This is a genomic window from Polynucleobacter sp., assembly GCF_040400325.1.
GTDB lineage: Bacteria > Pseudomonadota > Gammaproteobacteria > Burkholderiales > Burkholderiaceae > Polynucleobacter.
Map to the genome: position 1 here is coordinate 74,759 of NZ_JBBAQK010000003.1, position 12,856 is coordinate 87,614.

The window sequence follows — 12,856 nt, forward strand, 5'->3', positions numbered from 1 at the left end:
TTGCTATTTTTGACCTAATGTCATGATTTAACTTTTAAAGTGCGCCTTTGCATCATACAAAGTTTCCAACGTGATACTTAAGAGACCCTGCTCCACTGCGTAACGCTCCGTATTTCGCTTAGCTTTACCTCTGACAAAAAACGGAATTTTATTAAGTTCTTTCTCTGCGTCAGTTTCCCATGAAAGGGACCCATTAGTCGGTTTTATATTAGCGGGAAGCTTTTCTGTATCAACCTTAATGGGAGCTGAAGCATGTCCAAGATGCGATGGCATAGCTCCCTCATGAAACTCAAAATCACCTCTAAACATCCCAATCAAATGCTCTTCTAGGCCCATCATTAATGGATGTACCCAGGAGTCAAATAAAACACAGGCACCCTCAAAACCCATTTGTGGGGAATAGCGCGCAGGAAAGTCTTGAACGTGTACTGGCGATGAAATCACTGCACACGGAATCTGTAAACGTTTAGCAATATGACGCTCCATCTGCGTACCCAGGATCAATTCAGGCTGAAGTTCTGCGATCTTTGCTTCAACCTCTAGATAATCATCAGTAATCATTGCTTCAAGCCCTAATTGCTCAGCAGTCTCACGTACTTCACGAGCCAATTCGCGGCTATAGGTTCCCAGTCCAACTACTTTGAAGCCCATTTCATGAGCCGCTACTTTAGCTGCTGCGATAGCGTGGGTAGCGTCACCAAAAATAAAGACTCTTTTGTTAGTTAAATAAGTTGAGTCCACCGATAAGGCATACCAACGTGCTTTAGAGGATTGACTAAATTTTTGGACATCACATTCAATGCCTGCTAATTGACAGACTTCAGTAATAAAAGCTTGAGTACCTTTAAATCCAATCGGAATCGCTTTTGTAGAAGGCTGACCAAAACTCCTAGTCATCCAAGTGGCTGCAGTATTGGCGGTCTCAGGATACAAATTGACGTTAAAGTCTGCTTCATGCAAACGCGCAATATCTCCTGGATTAGCGCCCAGTGGTGCAATCACATTCACTTCAATTCCTAATTCGCGCAATAAACGTGAAATTTCTTCAACATCATCACGGTGGCGAAATCCTAAAGCAGTAGGACCTAAAATATTACAAGTTGGTTTTGCATCTGCCTTTCTTGCTGGGCGTGTTTGACCTGGTGCCAAAATAAATTGCTGACCTAGTAAACGTACCATCTGATAAAAAGTTTCTGCAGCACCCCAATTTTCTTTCTTTTGATATGCCGGTAATTCAAGAGGCAAAATTGGTACCGGCAAATCTAGAGCAGCAGCTAATCCACCTGGATCATCCTGAATGAGTTCTGCAGTACAAGAGGCGCCCACCATTAATAAATCGGGTTTAAAACGAGCATAAGCCGATCTAGCAGCATCTTTAAATAATTCTGCAGTATCTCCACCTAAATCACGAGCTTGAAAAGTGGTATAGGTTACAGGCGGCCTCTTTTTCATCCGCTCAATCATGGTGAAAAGGAGATCTGCATAAGTATCTCCTTGCGGAGCGTGAAGTACGTAATGCACCTTCTCCATTGCTGTAGCAATTCTCATTGCACCAACGTGGGGTGGGCCTTCATAGGTCCAGAGCGTTAACTTCATACTTCCTCTACCATCATGAGCTTACTTTTTCTAGTCAAGGGGCGCGCAAATAATTCTGCCAGATCGGCCGCTTGATTAAATCCTTGGATAGGAGTGAATACGAGTTCAATCGACCACTTTGTAGTAAAGCCCTCCGCTTCCAATGGATTTGCTAAACCAAGTCCACAAACAACCATGTCTGGTTGTTGAGCGCGACAACGATCTAATTGATTCTCTACATTTTGACCCTCAGACAATTGAGTTTTAGGATCTAACATCGCTAACTCTTCTGCCATATGCTGACGATGCAAATAAGGCACGCCCACTTCCATCAGGTTCATACCAAGCTCTCTATTTAAATAACGGGCTAATGGTATTTCTAGCTGAGAATCAGGGAAAAAGAAAATGGATTTGCCTTTTAATATTTCACGATGTGATTCAAGAGACTTATTGGCGCGATCTCTTTGTGGAGCAATCACTTTTTCAAAGACATCGGTAGGTACACCCAATTCTTTAGCTGCGGCTAAGAACCATTTTTCTGTACCTTCTACGCCTAGCGGAAAAGGTGCGGCAACTCTTTGGGCACCCATGTTCTCCAAGAATCTAGCGGTATCAGTCAGAAATGGTTGAGCCAATAAATATTTTGTCTTTGGCCCTACAACAATTCTCTGGATAGATTCACGCGGTGGGAAAAAAGCAAAGGACTTTAGGCCTAGATCTTTAAAGATGCGACTAAATTGATCTTCGACAACATCAGCCAAACAGCCAACCACTAATAATTCCACTTCGTCAGATTCAGTAGACTTGGGTAAGTCTTGTGCGAGTGCAGCTAAACAAGCATCCTCACCTTGGGTAAAGGTTGTTTCAATACCGCTGCCTGAATAATTAAGAATGCGGACGTTAGGTGCAAATGTTTTACCCAAGCGTTGTGCTGCCCTAGACAAATCTAACTTAATCACCTCTGAAGGACAAGAACCCACTAAGAATAAGAGTTTGATATCAGGACGACGATCCAGTAGTTGCTTTACCACCTTATCTAACTCATCATTCGCATCCGCAAGACCAGCTAAATCACGATCGTCAATGATGGCTGTTGCAAAACGGGGCTCTGCAAAAATCATTACCCCAGCGGCAGATTGAATCAAATGAGCGCAAGTACGAGAGCCGACCACTAGAAAAAAAGCATCTTGAATTTTGCGATGCAACCAGATAATTCCAGTTAGGCCACAGAAAACCTCTCGTTGACCACGCTCCTTTAGGGGCTGGAAATCGATCTTTACTTCTTGGGATACAGAATTCAATTCTTACCTCAGACTTTGCTATAAGAAATGAATGGAAAATTGAAATAGTGCGTCTTTAAATCAATTTGAGAAAGGGGGTCAAGCAAAAAAGGAGTCATACAGTAAAACGCTAATCAATAGATGCCTTAGTAAAAGCCTCTTAAAGGGTTTTAGATATAAGTGTTTACACCCATCAATTAAGCCTAAATCCTTATAAAGAGTGGGGCTTTTATTTGTTCAAAGCTTTAGTCTATCGCTGCGACTTTAGTAATGCCTTAAACGTGATAAAGCTCAGCGCAATTGCAATCCCGAATGAAACCAATAACATGGCAAATTTAGATTGGGTCTGACCCAATGGAAAAATCAGGTAAAAGGCAACGGTAATACTGATCACCATCCCGCAAATTCCTGCAATTTTAGAAATCCGATCTCTCAGATCATGAAACTTAAACATACTCTCCATCCTTTCAAGGTTTATCTCTTTTATATATATGAAGATCAATTATTCATTGCTAACTTATTTATAAAAACTTTAAACCTCGGAATAGGTCCAGTCAAGACGGCTAGGGTAAACCCTTCATCAATTGGCCATTTTCTCTATTTCAAGCATGCCATCTTCCAGGCTATAGAGTGGCTCATAGGCTAATTGATCTTTGGCCTTCTGAATAGAGATAGAAAAAGGATAGGCCATCAAATGGACCATCTCTCTTATCAAGGGAGGCTCTCCACAAAGTGGCAAGTATTTCCAACCATTTTCCGTAAAACGAGCCAAAGGCCGAGCAAAGGAACGAGGGATTGATAAGCTTGGTATCTTGTAATGACCTGTACTGAGTCTCATGGTCATCCATTTTCTAAATTGAATCGCCTGGCCATCACTGATAAAAAAACTTTCTTGGGTAGATTTTGATAGCAAAGCTTTATTGACCGCTTCGCAAAGATTATTAATATAGCAGGTTGAAAAAAGGTAGTTGCCTTCATCAAACCAGCCAAATTTATTCAGGTTGGATGCCTCACCTAAACGTCGATCTACTAAGTCACCCCTACCCCAAATAGATGCCGGCCTAAGACTAATGGTTCGGAACATTTCATCCCCAGCCTCAAGAACTAATTGTTCTGCCTGATACTTGCTATAACTATAGGGAAAATCTTGTAAAGCTGGCAAGGGTCTACACTCTGAAACATTCACATTTTGACTCGATGGATTTTTAGCAATCGAGGCATCGCTCATAAAAATAAACTGCTGAATGCCGGAGCGCTTTGCTGACTCTAAAATATTTTTTGTCATGAGAACATTGGTCTCATATAAAGCTTTTTCTGAATCCCAGAGCTTCATCTCTGCCGCACAATGAATAACAACATCAAAGCCCTGAAGTCTCTTCGATAGACTTGATATATCGTTCAGATCGCCTGACCAAATTTCAAGATTCTGATGGGGTTTTATGTGGAACGAATCTGTGGATCGCAAGTGACATAGGATCTCATGTCCTGCCGCACTCAAAGACTGGATCAAATGACTTCCTACAAAACCACTGGCCCCGGTCAAAAAGATCTTCATAGACTGAAATAAATAGCCAAGGAATGTAGCCTAAACAAAATATTGACTGCTCATTTACTAAACCACTGACCAAGAAAGAGCGCTGATCTTCCATAGTAATAAGCTGTAGCTAATAACACCTTTGGCGAGAGCGCAATAATCGAAATCAGTAGCAAGGGAATAAAAGACCAATGTTGAGTAGACCCATAGCCCCCCAATATAATCAGCCCAAGAAAAATCAGCTTACGTACTTCACCGCGAGGTAGCCAGGGACTTCTCTTATATATAGGTTCTTTATTTCTCGTAATGCTTTGGTCTGTCATGTTCCTGATATCGCTAAAAATACAAATCTAATTGAAGTGAACTATCATAGATAATTATTAGGGATTCATCAATGACTAAGCAGAGCAACAAGACTAATCCCCGTGGGTTTCGTACCTTAGCAGCGCTTCTTCCTTTTTTAAAGCCATATAAAAAGCAATTTGTATTGGCAATCTTTAGCTTAGTGCTCGCTGCAAGCGCAACATTAGCCGTCCCGCTCTCTTTTAGACAAATCATCGATTTGGGGTTTAACACTAATAGTGGCAACCAAATTAATACGACTTTTTTAACTTTATTTATTGTTGCTTGCTTAGTTGCCTTAGGAACGTCTCTTCGTTTTTATATGGTCTCATGGTTAGGTGAAAAAATTACGACCGACATTCGCTCAAGCGTCTATAGCCACGTTATTAAACAAAGCCCTGAGTTCTTTGAATCTACTCACAGCGGCGAGATATTATCACGCCTCAATACAGATACGGTTTTGATTCAAACATTAATTGGTACTAGCGTCTCAATGGCAATCAGAAATATTCTGTTGCTGATGGGTGGTTTAGTCATGATGTTCATCACTAGTCCAAATTTATCAGTGCTCATTTTTGCCACACTACTGATCACTATTGTTCCTACCATGGTCATGGGCAGACGAGTCAGAAAACTCTCCCGAAATTCACAAGATAAGATTGCCGATGCCTCTGCTTTAGCAGGAGAGAAATTGAATGCGATCCCTACGATTCAATCATTCACAAATGAAAAAATAGAAATCAATCGATTTAATCAATCGATTCACATTGCTCTTGATGCTGCCATTAATCGGACACGAGCAAGATCCTTGCTCACCTTCGTTGCTATTTTATTTGGCTTCACTAGTATTATTTTGGTTCTCTGGCTTGGTGCTTATAGAGTCATGGACAATCAGATTACTGCCGGAGAACTGTCTCAATTTATTTTGTATGCCGTAATTGTTGCAGGTGCTATAGCTGGCATTTCTGAAGTGATAGGTGATACTCAAAGAGCGATTGGTGCAAGCGATCGCCTGCTCGAGCTCTTAAGTGTCAAATCCTCTATTCAAGATTTGGCAATCGTCAAATCGATCCTTAAAGTGAATACTGCTGGCATTGGAGTTCAAATACAAAATCTGTGCTTTCACTATCCATCCAATCAAAATAGTGTTTTATCAAATGTATCTCTAGAGATTAAACCTGGCGAAAGAGTGGCGATTGTAGGCCCCTCAGGCGCTGGTAAGACTACGCTCTTTCAACTATTGCAGCGCTTCTATGATCCTATTAGCGGTGAAATCCTTTTTAATGACATCAATATTCAAGACCTTCAACTTGAGGCACTAAGAAAAATGATTGGTGTTGTACCGCAAGATATTGTCATTTTTTCAGATAATGCAATGGAAAATATTCGTTTTGGTAGATCAGATGCGACCGATGAGGAAGTGCTATCTGCAGCACGTCTTGCCATAGCAGATGAATTTATTTCTAAGCTGCCAGAGGGTTACCAAAGTTTCTTAGGTGATCGAGGTATCCGTTTATCCGGGGGACAAAAGCAGCGGATTGCAATTGCAAGGGTCTTGTTAAAAAATCCGGCTTTATTGCTACTGGATGAAGCGACTAGTGCATTAGATGCTGAGTCTGAATTACATGTTCAGCGCGCCCTTGAGGCTGCCATGGATCACCGGACCACGATTGTAATTGCCCATCGACTATCGACAGTAAAACAGGCCGATAAAATTCTGGTGCTAGAAAATGGGCAGATCATCGAAACTGGTACCCATGCCGATTTAATTCTACGCAGTGGTCTTTACGCTCGCTTGGCCAAACTTCAATTTACGGATCAGTAACTAAGAATAGAAATTAATTAAGTTTTTTTGCTTAGCGACTTCTTGAAGTCTCTGACAATCAACATTGATTGTTCCATCGTCATTGATAATATTAAATTCTCGACAAGGGCTTGGGCGATGTTCGTAAATAGAACAACGATATCCCTCCTCTTTACTATGCTTCAAGGCTGTACAAGGCGCCCCACCCTTCTCCGTGCCTTTCATGCAAGCAAGATGTGGTGATATCTTGGTAGTGAATTCTGCTGGGACAATGCCTGTGCCATTACCCTTTATTTCTCCGTGATAAAAACTCACCCGAAAATGTTGGCAGCACTGGCCGCATTCAAAACAAGGGTTTGATGTCATTCAGCTTTTGATGCACTCATTGAAAACATTTTTATACTGCCAAGAGGGTCTGCTTGCCCTCATGCTCAATGTTGTTTGTGAGCTGAGGTGACTATTTTTTCAGTATAGGCAATCGCAATAGCGGACAACACAAAGGTAACATGAATGAGGGTCTGCCACATTAATACCTTCTCATCATAGGATGCAGCATTAATAAAGGTCTTTAGCAAGTGAATTGATGAAATACCGATGATAGCCGTTGCTAGCTTCACCTTGAGAACACCAGCATTGACATGCGACAACCACTCAGGCTGATCAGGATGATTTTGTAATTCCAAACGTGAAACAAAGGTCTCCCAGCCACCCACAATGACCATCACTAGCAAGTTAGAGATCATCACTACATCTATTAAACCCAAGACAACGAGCATTAATGCCGTTTCAGTCATACTCTTATCAGCCATCATGGTAATCAGATGGTAAAGCTCAACCCAGAACTGCCAAACGTAGACACCCTGGGCAACAATGAGACCAATGTATAAGGGCGCTTGCAACCAACGGGACATAAATATCCAGCGCGGTAATGGGCGCAATTTTTTTTCTAGGTAGGTTTCTTTGTTTTCATTCATATTTCAATATTAACGAACTTTATGGCATTTTTTATGTCAGAAAAGCCACAGAACATCTAGGGGGATTAATCCAGTAGCCTGTTTCCAGCACTCAAACATTCGATATTTCACTAACCTCTCAAAAAAACTACTAAAGCAAGGGGGGATTTATTGAATTAAACACAAAACTCATGAAGTAAAAATGAAGGTCTGAGTTATGATTTAAATGATGTGGAAAAAATTCAATTTTTTAGGAGATTACTAAATGTCTAGGGATAAATTGGGATTATTCGCATTTGGCTTAGTACTACTAGGCTTTATTGTTTTTGTGAAAACAGGGTCTTTTCTACTCTTTTCTGTAGGAATCGTTTCTGTTGCATTTTTAATATTCTCAAAGAACAAATTTATTAAATAGATGACTTGTGAAAAACTGGAGCTCATCATTGAGTTCAGTGTGATATTCATTTCACTAATTGTCTCCGACCCTCATCTTTTAAAGTACAAATAAATTACCCGCTAACAGCTAAGAAGAATATCGATTTCTAATACTTCCAATACTAACGGTCGTATTCAGCAGCAAACTGATGATTGACATCACGATGTTTAGCCTCATCCTCCCGAACAGCGATCACGACATCACGTAATGTGGCATCCGGGGATAGGTTCCAATAATCAATCGCAATCTTTGGCGCAGCGATATTGGGTAAGGTTCCATTATCAATCTCTCGTAAATATTCTGTATAGGAATAGACTGCCTCTTCTTCAAAATATCCAACAATTCGGTGGGTTGTACGAGGGAAAAAAACGTAGATCACAAAAAACATATTCCAGAATATGGCCTGCGCAATCAGAACTAGAAAACGCTCAAATGCATTTGGCTTAGCAATGTCAATGAAAGTCATTAAGTGCATTCTTTCATTTTCTGCCTCAGCCAATAAAGTGCGGATCTTAGGACCATAACCCGTTTGCATCTTTCGCAAACTCGTTAGATGCGTCCACATTCCCGAAACCATACCGGGAACACCTGCAACAGTTTCAAGCACTACTGCGCGATGACCATACCTTTTTCGGAAAAAAGTATCAGCAAAAAAGCGCATACTTTTTGTAAAGAAAAGTGCTACTCGGTCGGAGAAGTTAATGGGTTTGTAATGACTCATTTAATAACCCTCGATTTTTAATGAGTGTCTAATTTTACTCGCTTAGGACAGTATTTGCTGAGCTCAATGGAGCTTCACAATAGAATGCGTTCTGCGATGAATTAAACGACTGACGGTATCAAGAAATACCTTAACCCAGCCATGAAGAGCCAGTTGATGCAGTTTATAGAGGCTGATGTACATCAGCTTTGCAAACAGTCCTTCCACCATCAGACTACCGCCAATCAAGCCTCCCATCATGCTACCGACGCTATTGTATTCACCCAAAGATACTAGGGATCCAAAATCACGGTATTGATAAGGCTTCAGTGTTTTACCTTCAATAATCTGGTTGATTTGAGAAAATAAATGGGAGGCCTGTTGATGGGCTGCTTGAGCCCTCGGGGGAACTATGCCCCCTTTGCCATTATTAGCTTCTGGCCAGGGGCAAGCAGCACAATCTCCCATTGCAAAAATCCGAGGATCGAGAGTACTTTGTAAATTTGGTAATACCAACAATTGATTAACATGGTTAGTCTCTAATCCGCCAATCCCACTGAGAAAGTCTGGCGCCTTGACGCCAGCCGCCCAAACAATTAATTCAGCAGGAATTTCTACACCGTTATCTAAAAATACTCGATTGGCTTGTATTTTTTGTACCTTAGCACTGGTCATGACCTCAACACCAAGGTCCATAAGTAGTTTCTCTGCGGCAGTGGAGATTCTAGTAGAGAGTGCAGGCAATATTTTAGGGGCGGCCTCAATCAAAATAACTTTTAAATCTTTCTCAGGATCAACCCTATCCATTCCGAAAGAAATAATGGCACGCGTAGTGCGATGCAATTCTGCGGCCAACTCCACTCCGGTAGCTCCAGCTCCAATGATGACAACCTGTAATTGATGGGGCGCTAAAGGCTGAGTTTGAACCTGGGCCCTTAAACAAGCATTAATCAAGCGCAAATGAAAGTGTTTTGCATCCGCAAGGGACTCTAGCCTTTGCGCATATTGTTCAACACCTGGGGTGCCAAAATCATTCGTTAAGCTGCCAATAGAAATAATTAAAGTGTCGTAATGAATAGTTTGCTGCGGAGTAACTAATTCATCTGAGTCATCGTAAAAAGGAGCCACCTGAATTTGACGGGTATCCCTGTCTATACCTGTCAGCTCACCCAGTCGAAAACTAAAATGATGCCAGTGTGCTTGTGCAATATAGTCAAGCTCCTGATCAGCAAGATCCATTGAGCCTGCAGCTGCCTCGTGTAATTTGGGCTTCCATAAATGGGTGCGGTTCTTATCAACTAAGATAACCGATACTTTTTTAGAGCCCCTCTTTCGGGAGCCAAAGCGATCACCGAGTTTAGTAGCGAGCTCTAGACCACCAGCACCGCCTCCAACAATTACGATTCGATGCTCTTGAGTCATAAATTTATCTTTATGTATATTGACTCAACATAATACAAGTTCAGCAACAAGATTCACCTAAAGCTCAATGTATGGGGCTTGTCAGCCTCAGATACTTCACTCCTTAATTTCTCTTTCCCACTCTTCTGGTTCTAGGACTAGCTTTTCTAAACTAATCTAACCAAATTGGGTATTGATGCATTACCGACTGAAATAACTCAGAATCAAGATGCTGCTTGAGCCATTTTTTTGTAGAGTCAAACGGTAATCCCTGAAACCTTTGAGGATTGACCATAGAAAACTGCCTAATAAAAGGAAATATGGCTACATCCACCCAAGACATCTTGTTTCCCAATAAATATTGACTTGACTGTAAAGAAAGCTCTAGCGGCTCTAGCATCAGTTCTCTTGCCTCATTTAGAAGTATTTCTTGATTGAGGTCCAGATATCGATTGGGATACTTGTATTGATCCAGCAAAGTCTTAAATGGACCATCATTTTTCTCAATCCAATGTTGAGCTAGGGACTCATCAACTAAACCCCAGCCATCTGGATCGGACTGCGCTAATGACCAGCGAATAATATCGATACTTTGCTCTAGGATAAGTTCTTCCAGACACAACACCGGAACAGTTCCTTTAGGTGATGCCATCAATAGAGATTGCGGCTTATTTCGTAAGTCAATCTCTCTATGCTCAACTTGTATACCCGAGTATTTCAAGGTCATACGAGCTCTCATGGCATAAGGACATCTACGGTAAGAATACAAAATGGGGATCAGATAATGCCTAATAGAGTCAACGCACTGGCGATATCAACCCAAATAGGTTCGCACTGAGGAAATTAGCGGTAGCTGTTGCTCTAACCTCAAAAACTGACCTAGCTCAACCCTCTGATTGGATTGACTAATAAAGAATACTTTTTGCCCGGCAATCGGAGCTTCAATTTGAGCCCATTGCGTATTAAATTCATATACAGATTCTTTATACCCTATAAATTTTCGAACAATCAGTCGCCGCCCATTAATCTCAATCGCTTCATAATCAAGCGCATGCCTGCAATAGATTAAAAAACCAAGGGTGACCGCTGTTAATTCTAAAGCAGTAAAGATGGGGACGACCCATATCCCAGCCAATAAAAAACCGCTTGCTACTGTAATCGATAAACACACAAGCGCAATGTAAAACTTCAAGAGCTGCTTTGGTGCCAGCGCGCAGTTTCTTCTCATTTGCCAAGATTTCATGGGGTCATTTCACATCACTAATGCTAGATCTTCATTAAACTAAGACTCTAGCTTTTTAAGCTCAGGCTCTGGAATTACATTAATAGATGACTGGACAGTCAAGCTAGGGGCGGACATCTTTTCGCCATCCCAAACCTGACCACACCAACATTGTCCAGCGTCATCAATAATACAAACGCCAGACCCACAGCAACGTTTATCTGGTGAATTCATTCAATATTCAATCCTAAAATTACTTAATTAATCCACATGCAATACGTGGTCCTGAGTTACCTGCTGGCTGAGACTTGTAATCATCTGGATCTCGGTGAACCACTACAGATCGTCCCACTATTCCTTTTGGCCCATTGTTCACAGCAAAACCATGTAATTTAGCTGTGTAGGTCGCATTACCGCTCGCATCTGATTTGATGTTTGGCATGTCTCCAGCATGGCTCATACTACTATTTGGCATACCGTGATCTTTTGTATCGGGATTAAAGTGGCCGCCCGCACTAGTAGCGTCTGGAGCAGAGCAGTCACCTTTTTCATGAACATGAAACCCATGCTCGGAGTTAGGCTTCAAGCCAGAAAATTTTCCATTAACCAATACGTCGCGCCCTTGCCAAACAAAAGCAACCTCTCCTTTTGTTTGTGATCCTGATCTTGAATCTAAAGTGGCGCTCGCTTTTTGGCCTGTGCCCTGCTCCATTGACTGACATGCCACTAGAGACAGTATGCTTACTGCGGATAGTCCGATCAATAATTGCTTTCGACCAATATTCATTTAGCGCTCCTGAGTTAATTAATCTAGAAATCTAGCCAATTCAGTTTGGCACAAATTAAGATCTTTCGCTTAAGAGCCCGCAATACCAAATTAGGCTTGGCAAACTTAGGCGATCTTCAATACACTTCACCTAACCAACTGAATCCGATTATGAAATTACTCAAAATAATTACCCTACTATTAGTAGGTCTTTTTAGCACCCTGACGACCACCACTGTATTCGCCGATCTGGCAAAGGATTTGACTGATGGCCAGCACGTTCTCATGATGCGGCACGCGGATGCTCCTGGCATTGGAGATCCTCCCGGCTATCAACTAAATCAATGTTCTACTCAACGCAATTTAGGAGAGCTTGGGGAAAAAGAATCTGGGCTTATAGGCCAATGGTTAAAAAACCAAGGCATCACTTCGGCAAGAGTTTTGAGTAGCCCCTGGTGCAGATGTCTTGATACTGCGAGCTTGCTCAATTTGGGTTCAGTCACTGGCGCTCCCGAATTAGGATCTTTTTTTGACAACATGAGTCTTGAAAAACAGCAAACTAGAAATCTAGAAAAGCTCATCAAAAATAAACTAGCTTCAGGATCAAAAACACCCCTCATTCTCGTTACACATCATGTCAACATTCAAGCTTTTACCGGTAAAGCTGTGAGTGTTGGTGATATGGTGCTAGTCAAGGTGAATCAAAATGGTCAATACGTTTCACATCAACACTACCCTAACCCCAGGATCTAAGAAAAATTATTATCTGAATAAATCATCCAAAAAAAATGCCCTCACGAGGAGGGCAAAAGAGAGAACTACAGGTAAAAATTAATCGATTAC

General features: G+C 41.5%; 14 protein-coding genes. 2 read left to right on the forward strand and 12 right to left on the reverse strand.

The features are described 5' to 3' along the window. Nucleotides 1–27 precede the first annotated feature (27 nt). The 4 genes from bchB to ABWP14_RS04105 form a co-directional block, all read right to left on the reverse strand. On the reverse strand, nucleotides 28–1,596 hold the full coding sequence (gene bchB / locus ABWP14_RS04090) for a ferredoxin:protochlorophyllide reductase (ATP-dependent) subunit B (protein WP_353201712.1): 1,569 nt from the start codon (nucleotides 1,594–1,596) through the stop codon (nucleotides 28–30). Next, a complete protein-coding gene (locus tag ABWP14_RS04095; RefSeq protein WP_353201713.1) occupies nucleotides 1,593–2,876 on the reverse strand; it encodes a ferredoxin:protochlorophyllide reductase (ATP-dependent) subunit N in 1,284 nt (427 codons plus the stop codon). The genes bchB and ABWP14_RS04095 overlap by 4 nt, the downstream gene beginning before the upstream one ends. Nucleotides 2,877–3,105: 229 nt before the next feature. Next, on the reverse strand, nucleotides 3,106–3,309 hold the full coding sequence (locus tag ABWP14_RS04100; RefSeq protein ID WP_353201714.1) for a hypothetical protein: 204 nt from the start codon (nucleotides 3,307–3,309) through the stop codon (nucleotides 3,106–3,108). A 126-nt stretch (nucleotides 3,310–3,435) separates the two neighbouring features. Then, nucleotides 3,436–4,410 (reverse strand): NAD-dependent epimerase/dehydratase family protein, encoded by a 975-nt coding sequence (locus tag ABWP14_RS04105; RefSeq protein ID WP_353201715.1) that lies wholly within the window; start codon nucleotides 4,408–4,410, stop codon nucleotides 3,436–3,438. Between the two features lie 373 nt (nucleotides 4,411–4,783). On the opposite strand from ABWP14_RS04105, the gene ABWP14_RS04110 reads away from it, so the two are divergent. Beyond that, nucleotides 4,784–6,556 carry an ABC transporter transmembrane domain-containing protein gene (locus tag ABWP14_RS04110; RefSeq protein ID WP_353201716.1) on the forward strand — a complete coding sequence of 591 codons (1,773 nt, stop codon included), beginning with the start codon at nucleotides 4,784–4,786 and terminating at the stop codon, nucleotides 6,554–6,556. Here ABWP14_RS04110 and ABWP14_RS04115 read toward each other — a convergent pair whose 3' ends face one another. The 8 genes from ABWP14_RS04115 to ABWP14_RS04150 form a co-directional block, all read right to left on the reverse strand. Beyond that, nucleotides 6,557–6,901: a YkgJ family cysteine cluster protein gene (locus tag ABWP14_RS04115; RefSeq protein WP_353201717.1), complete on the reverse strand. Its 345-nt coding sequence runs from the start codon at nucleotides 6,899–6,901 to the stop codon at nucleotides 6,557–6,559. A gap of 65 nt (nucleotides 6,902–6,966) precedes the next feature. Next, entirely contained in the window at nucleotides 6,967–7,509 is a 543-nt protein-coding gene (locus tag ABWP14_RS04120) for a TIGR00645 family protein (protein WP_353201718.1), read from the reverse strand. Between the two features lie 536 nt (nucleotides 7,510–8,045). Continuing rightward, nucleotides 8,046–8,645, reverse strand: coding sequence for an alternative oxidase (locus ABWP14_RS04125; RefSeq protein WP_353201719.1), 600 nt, complete (start codon nucleotides 8,643–8,645; stop codon nucleotides 8,046–8,048). Nucleotides 8,646–8,708: 63 nt separating this feature from the next. Further along, complete coding sequence (locus tag ABWP14_RS04130) at nucleotides 8,709–10,046, reverse strand: NAD(P)/FAD-dependent oxidoreductase (RefSeq protein WP_353201720.1); 1,338 nt, start codon at nucleotides 10,044–10,046, stop codon at nucleotides 8,709–8,711. A 151-nt stretch (nucleotides 10,047–10,197) separates the two neighbouring features. Continuing rightward, the gene (locus ABWP14_RS04135) at nucleotides 10,198–10,794 is read right to left on the reverse strand and encodes a glutathione S-transferase (protein ID WP_353201721.1); all 597 of its coding nucleotides are present in this window, start codon (nucleotides 10,792–10,794) and stop codon (nucleotides 10,198–10,200) included. A 45-nt stretch (nucleotides 10,795–10,839) separates the two neighbouring features. Next, entirely contained in the window at nucleotides 10,840–11,268 is a 429-nt protein-coding gene (locus tag ABWP14_RS04140) for a DUF2244 domain-containing protein (RefSeq protein ID WP_353201722.1), read from the reverse strand. 39 nt (nucleotides 11,269–11,307) lie between these two features. Further along, on the reverse strand, nucleotides 11,308–11,481 hold the full coding sequence (locus ABWP14_RS04145) for a hypothetical protein (protein ID WP_353201723.1): 174 nt from the start codon (nucleotides 11,479–11,481) through the stop codon (nucleotides 11,308–11,310). 19 nt (nucleotides 11,482–11,500) lie between these two features. Next, complete coding sequence (locus ABWP14_RS04150; protein ID WP_353201724.1) at nucleotides 11,501–12,034, reverse strand: superoxide dismutase family protein; 534 nt, start codon at nucleotides 12,032–12,034, stop codon at nucleotides 11,501–11,503. Between the two features lie 45 nt (nucleotides 12,035–12,079). Here ABWP14_RS04150 and ABWP14_RS04155 point away from each other — a divergent pair, with 45 nt between their 5' ends. Beyond that, entirely contained in the window at nucleotides 12,080–12,766 is a 687-nt protein-coding gene (locus ABWP14_RS04155; RefSeq protein ID WP_353201725.1) for a histidine phosphatase family protein, read from the forward strand. Nucleotides 12,767–12,856: the final 90 nt, after the last annotated feature.

What these genes read in the sequence shown, in the direction of transcription:
- ABWP14_RS04105 (WP_353201715.1), bottom strand. Translation starts at nt 4,410, where the DNA reads ATGAAGATCTTTTTGACCGGGGCCAGTGGTTTTGTAGGAAGTCATTTG.
- bchB (WP_353201712.1), bottom strand. Translation starts at nt 1,596, where the DNA reads ATGAAGTTAACGCTCTGGACCTATGAAGGCCCACCCCACGTTGGTGCA.
- ABWP14_RS04115 (WP_353201717.1), bottom strand. Translation starts at nt 6,901, where the DNA reads ATGACATCAAACCCTTGTTTTGAATGCGGCCAGTGCTGCCAACATTTT.
- ABWP14_RS04110 (WP_353201716.1), top strand. Translation starts at nt 4,784, where the DNA reads ATGACTAAGCAGAGCAACAAGACTAATCCCCGTGGGTTTCGTACCTTA.
- ABWP14_RS04150 (WP_353201724.1), bottom strand. Translation starts at nt 12,034, where the DNA reads ATGAATATTGGTCGAAAGCAATTATTGATCGGACTATCCGCAGTAAGC.
- ABWP14_RS04125 (WP_353201719.1), bottom strand. Translation starts at nt 8,645, where the DNA reads ATGAGTCATTACAAACCCATTAACTTCTCCGACCGAGTAGCACTTTTC.
- ABWP14_RS04100 (WP_353201714.1), bottom strand. Translation starts at nt 3,309, where the DNA reads ATGTTTAAGTTTCATGATCTGAGAGATCGGATTTCTAAAATTGCAGGA.
- ABWP14_RS04120 (WP_353201718.1), bottom strand. Translation starts at nt 7,509, where the DNA reads ATGAATGAAAACAAAGAAACCTACCTAGAAAAAAAATTGCGCCCATTA.
- ABWP14_RS04140 (WP_353201722.1), bottom strand. Translation starts at nt 11,268, where the DNA reads ATGAAATCTTGGCAAATGAGAAGAAACTGCGCGCTGGCACCAAAGCAG.
- ABWP14_RS04145 (WP_353201723.1), bottom strand. Translation starts at nt 11,481, where the DNA reads ATGAATTCACCAGATAAACGTTGCTGTGGGTCTGGCGTTTGTATTATT.
- ABWP14_RS04130 (WP_353201720.1), bottom strand. Translation starts at nt 10,046, where the DNA reads ATGACTCAAGAGCATCGAATCGTAATTGTTGGAGGCGGTGCTGGTGGT.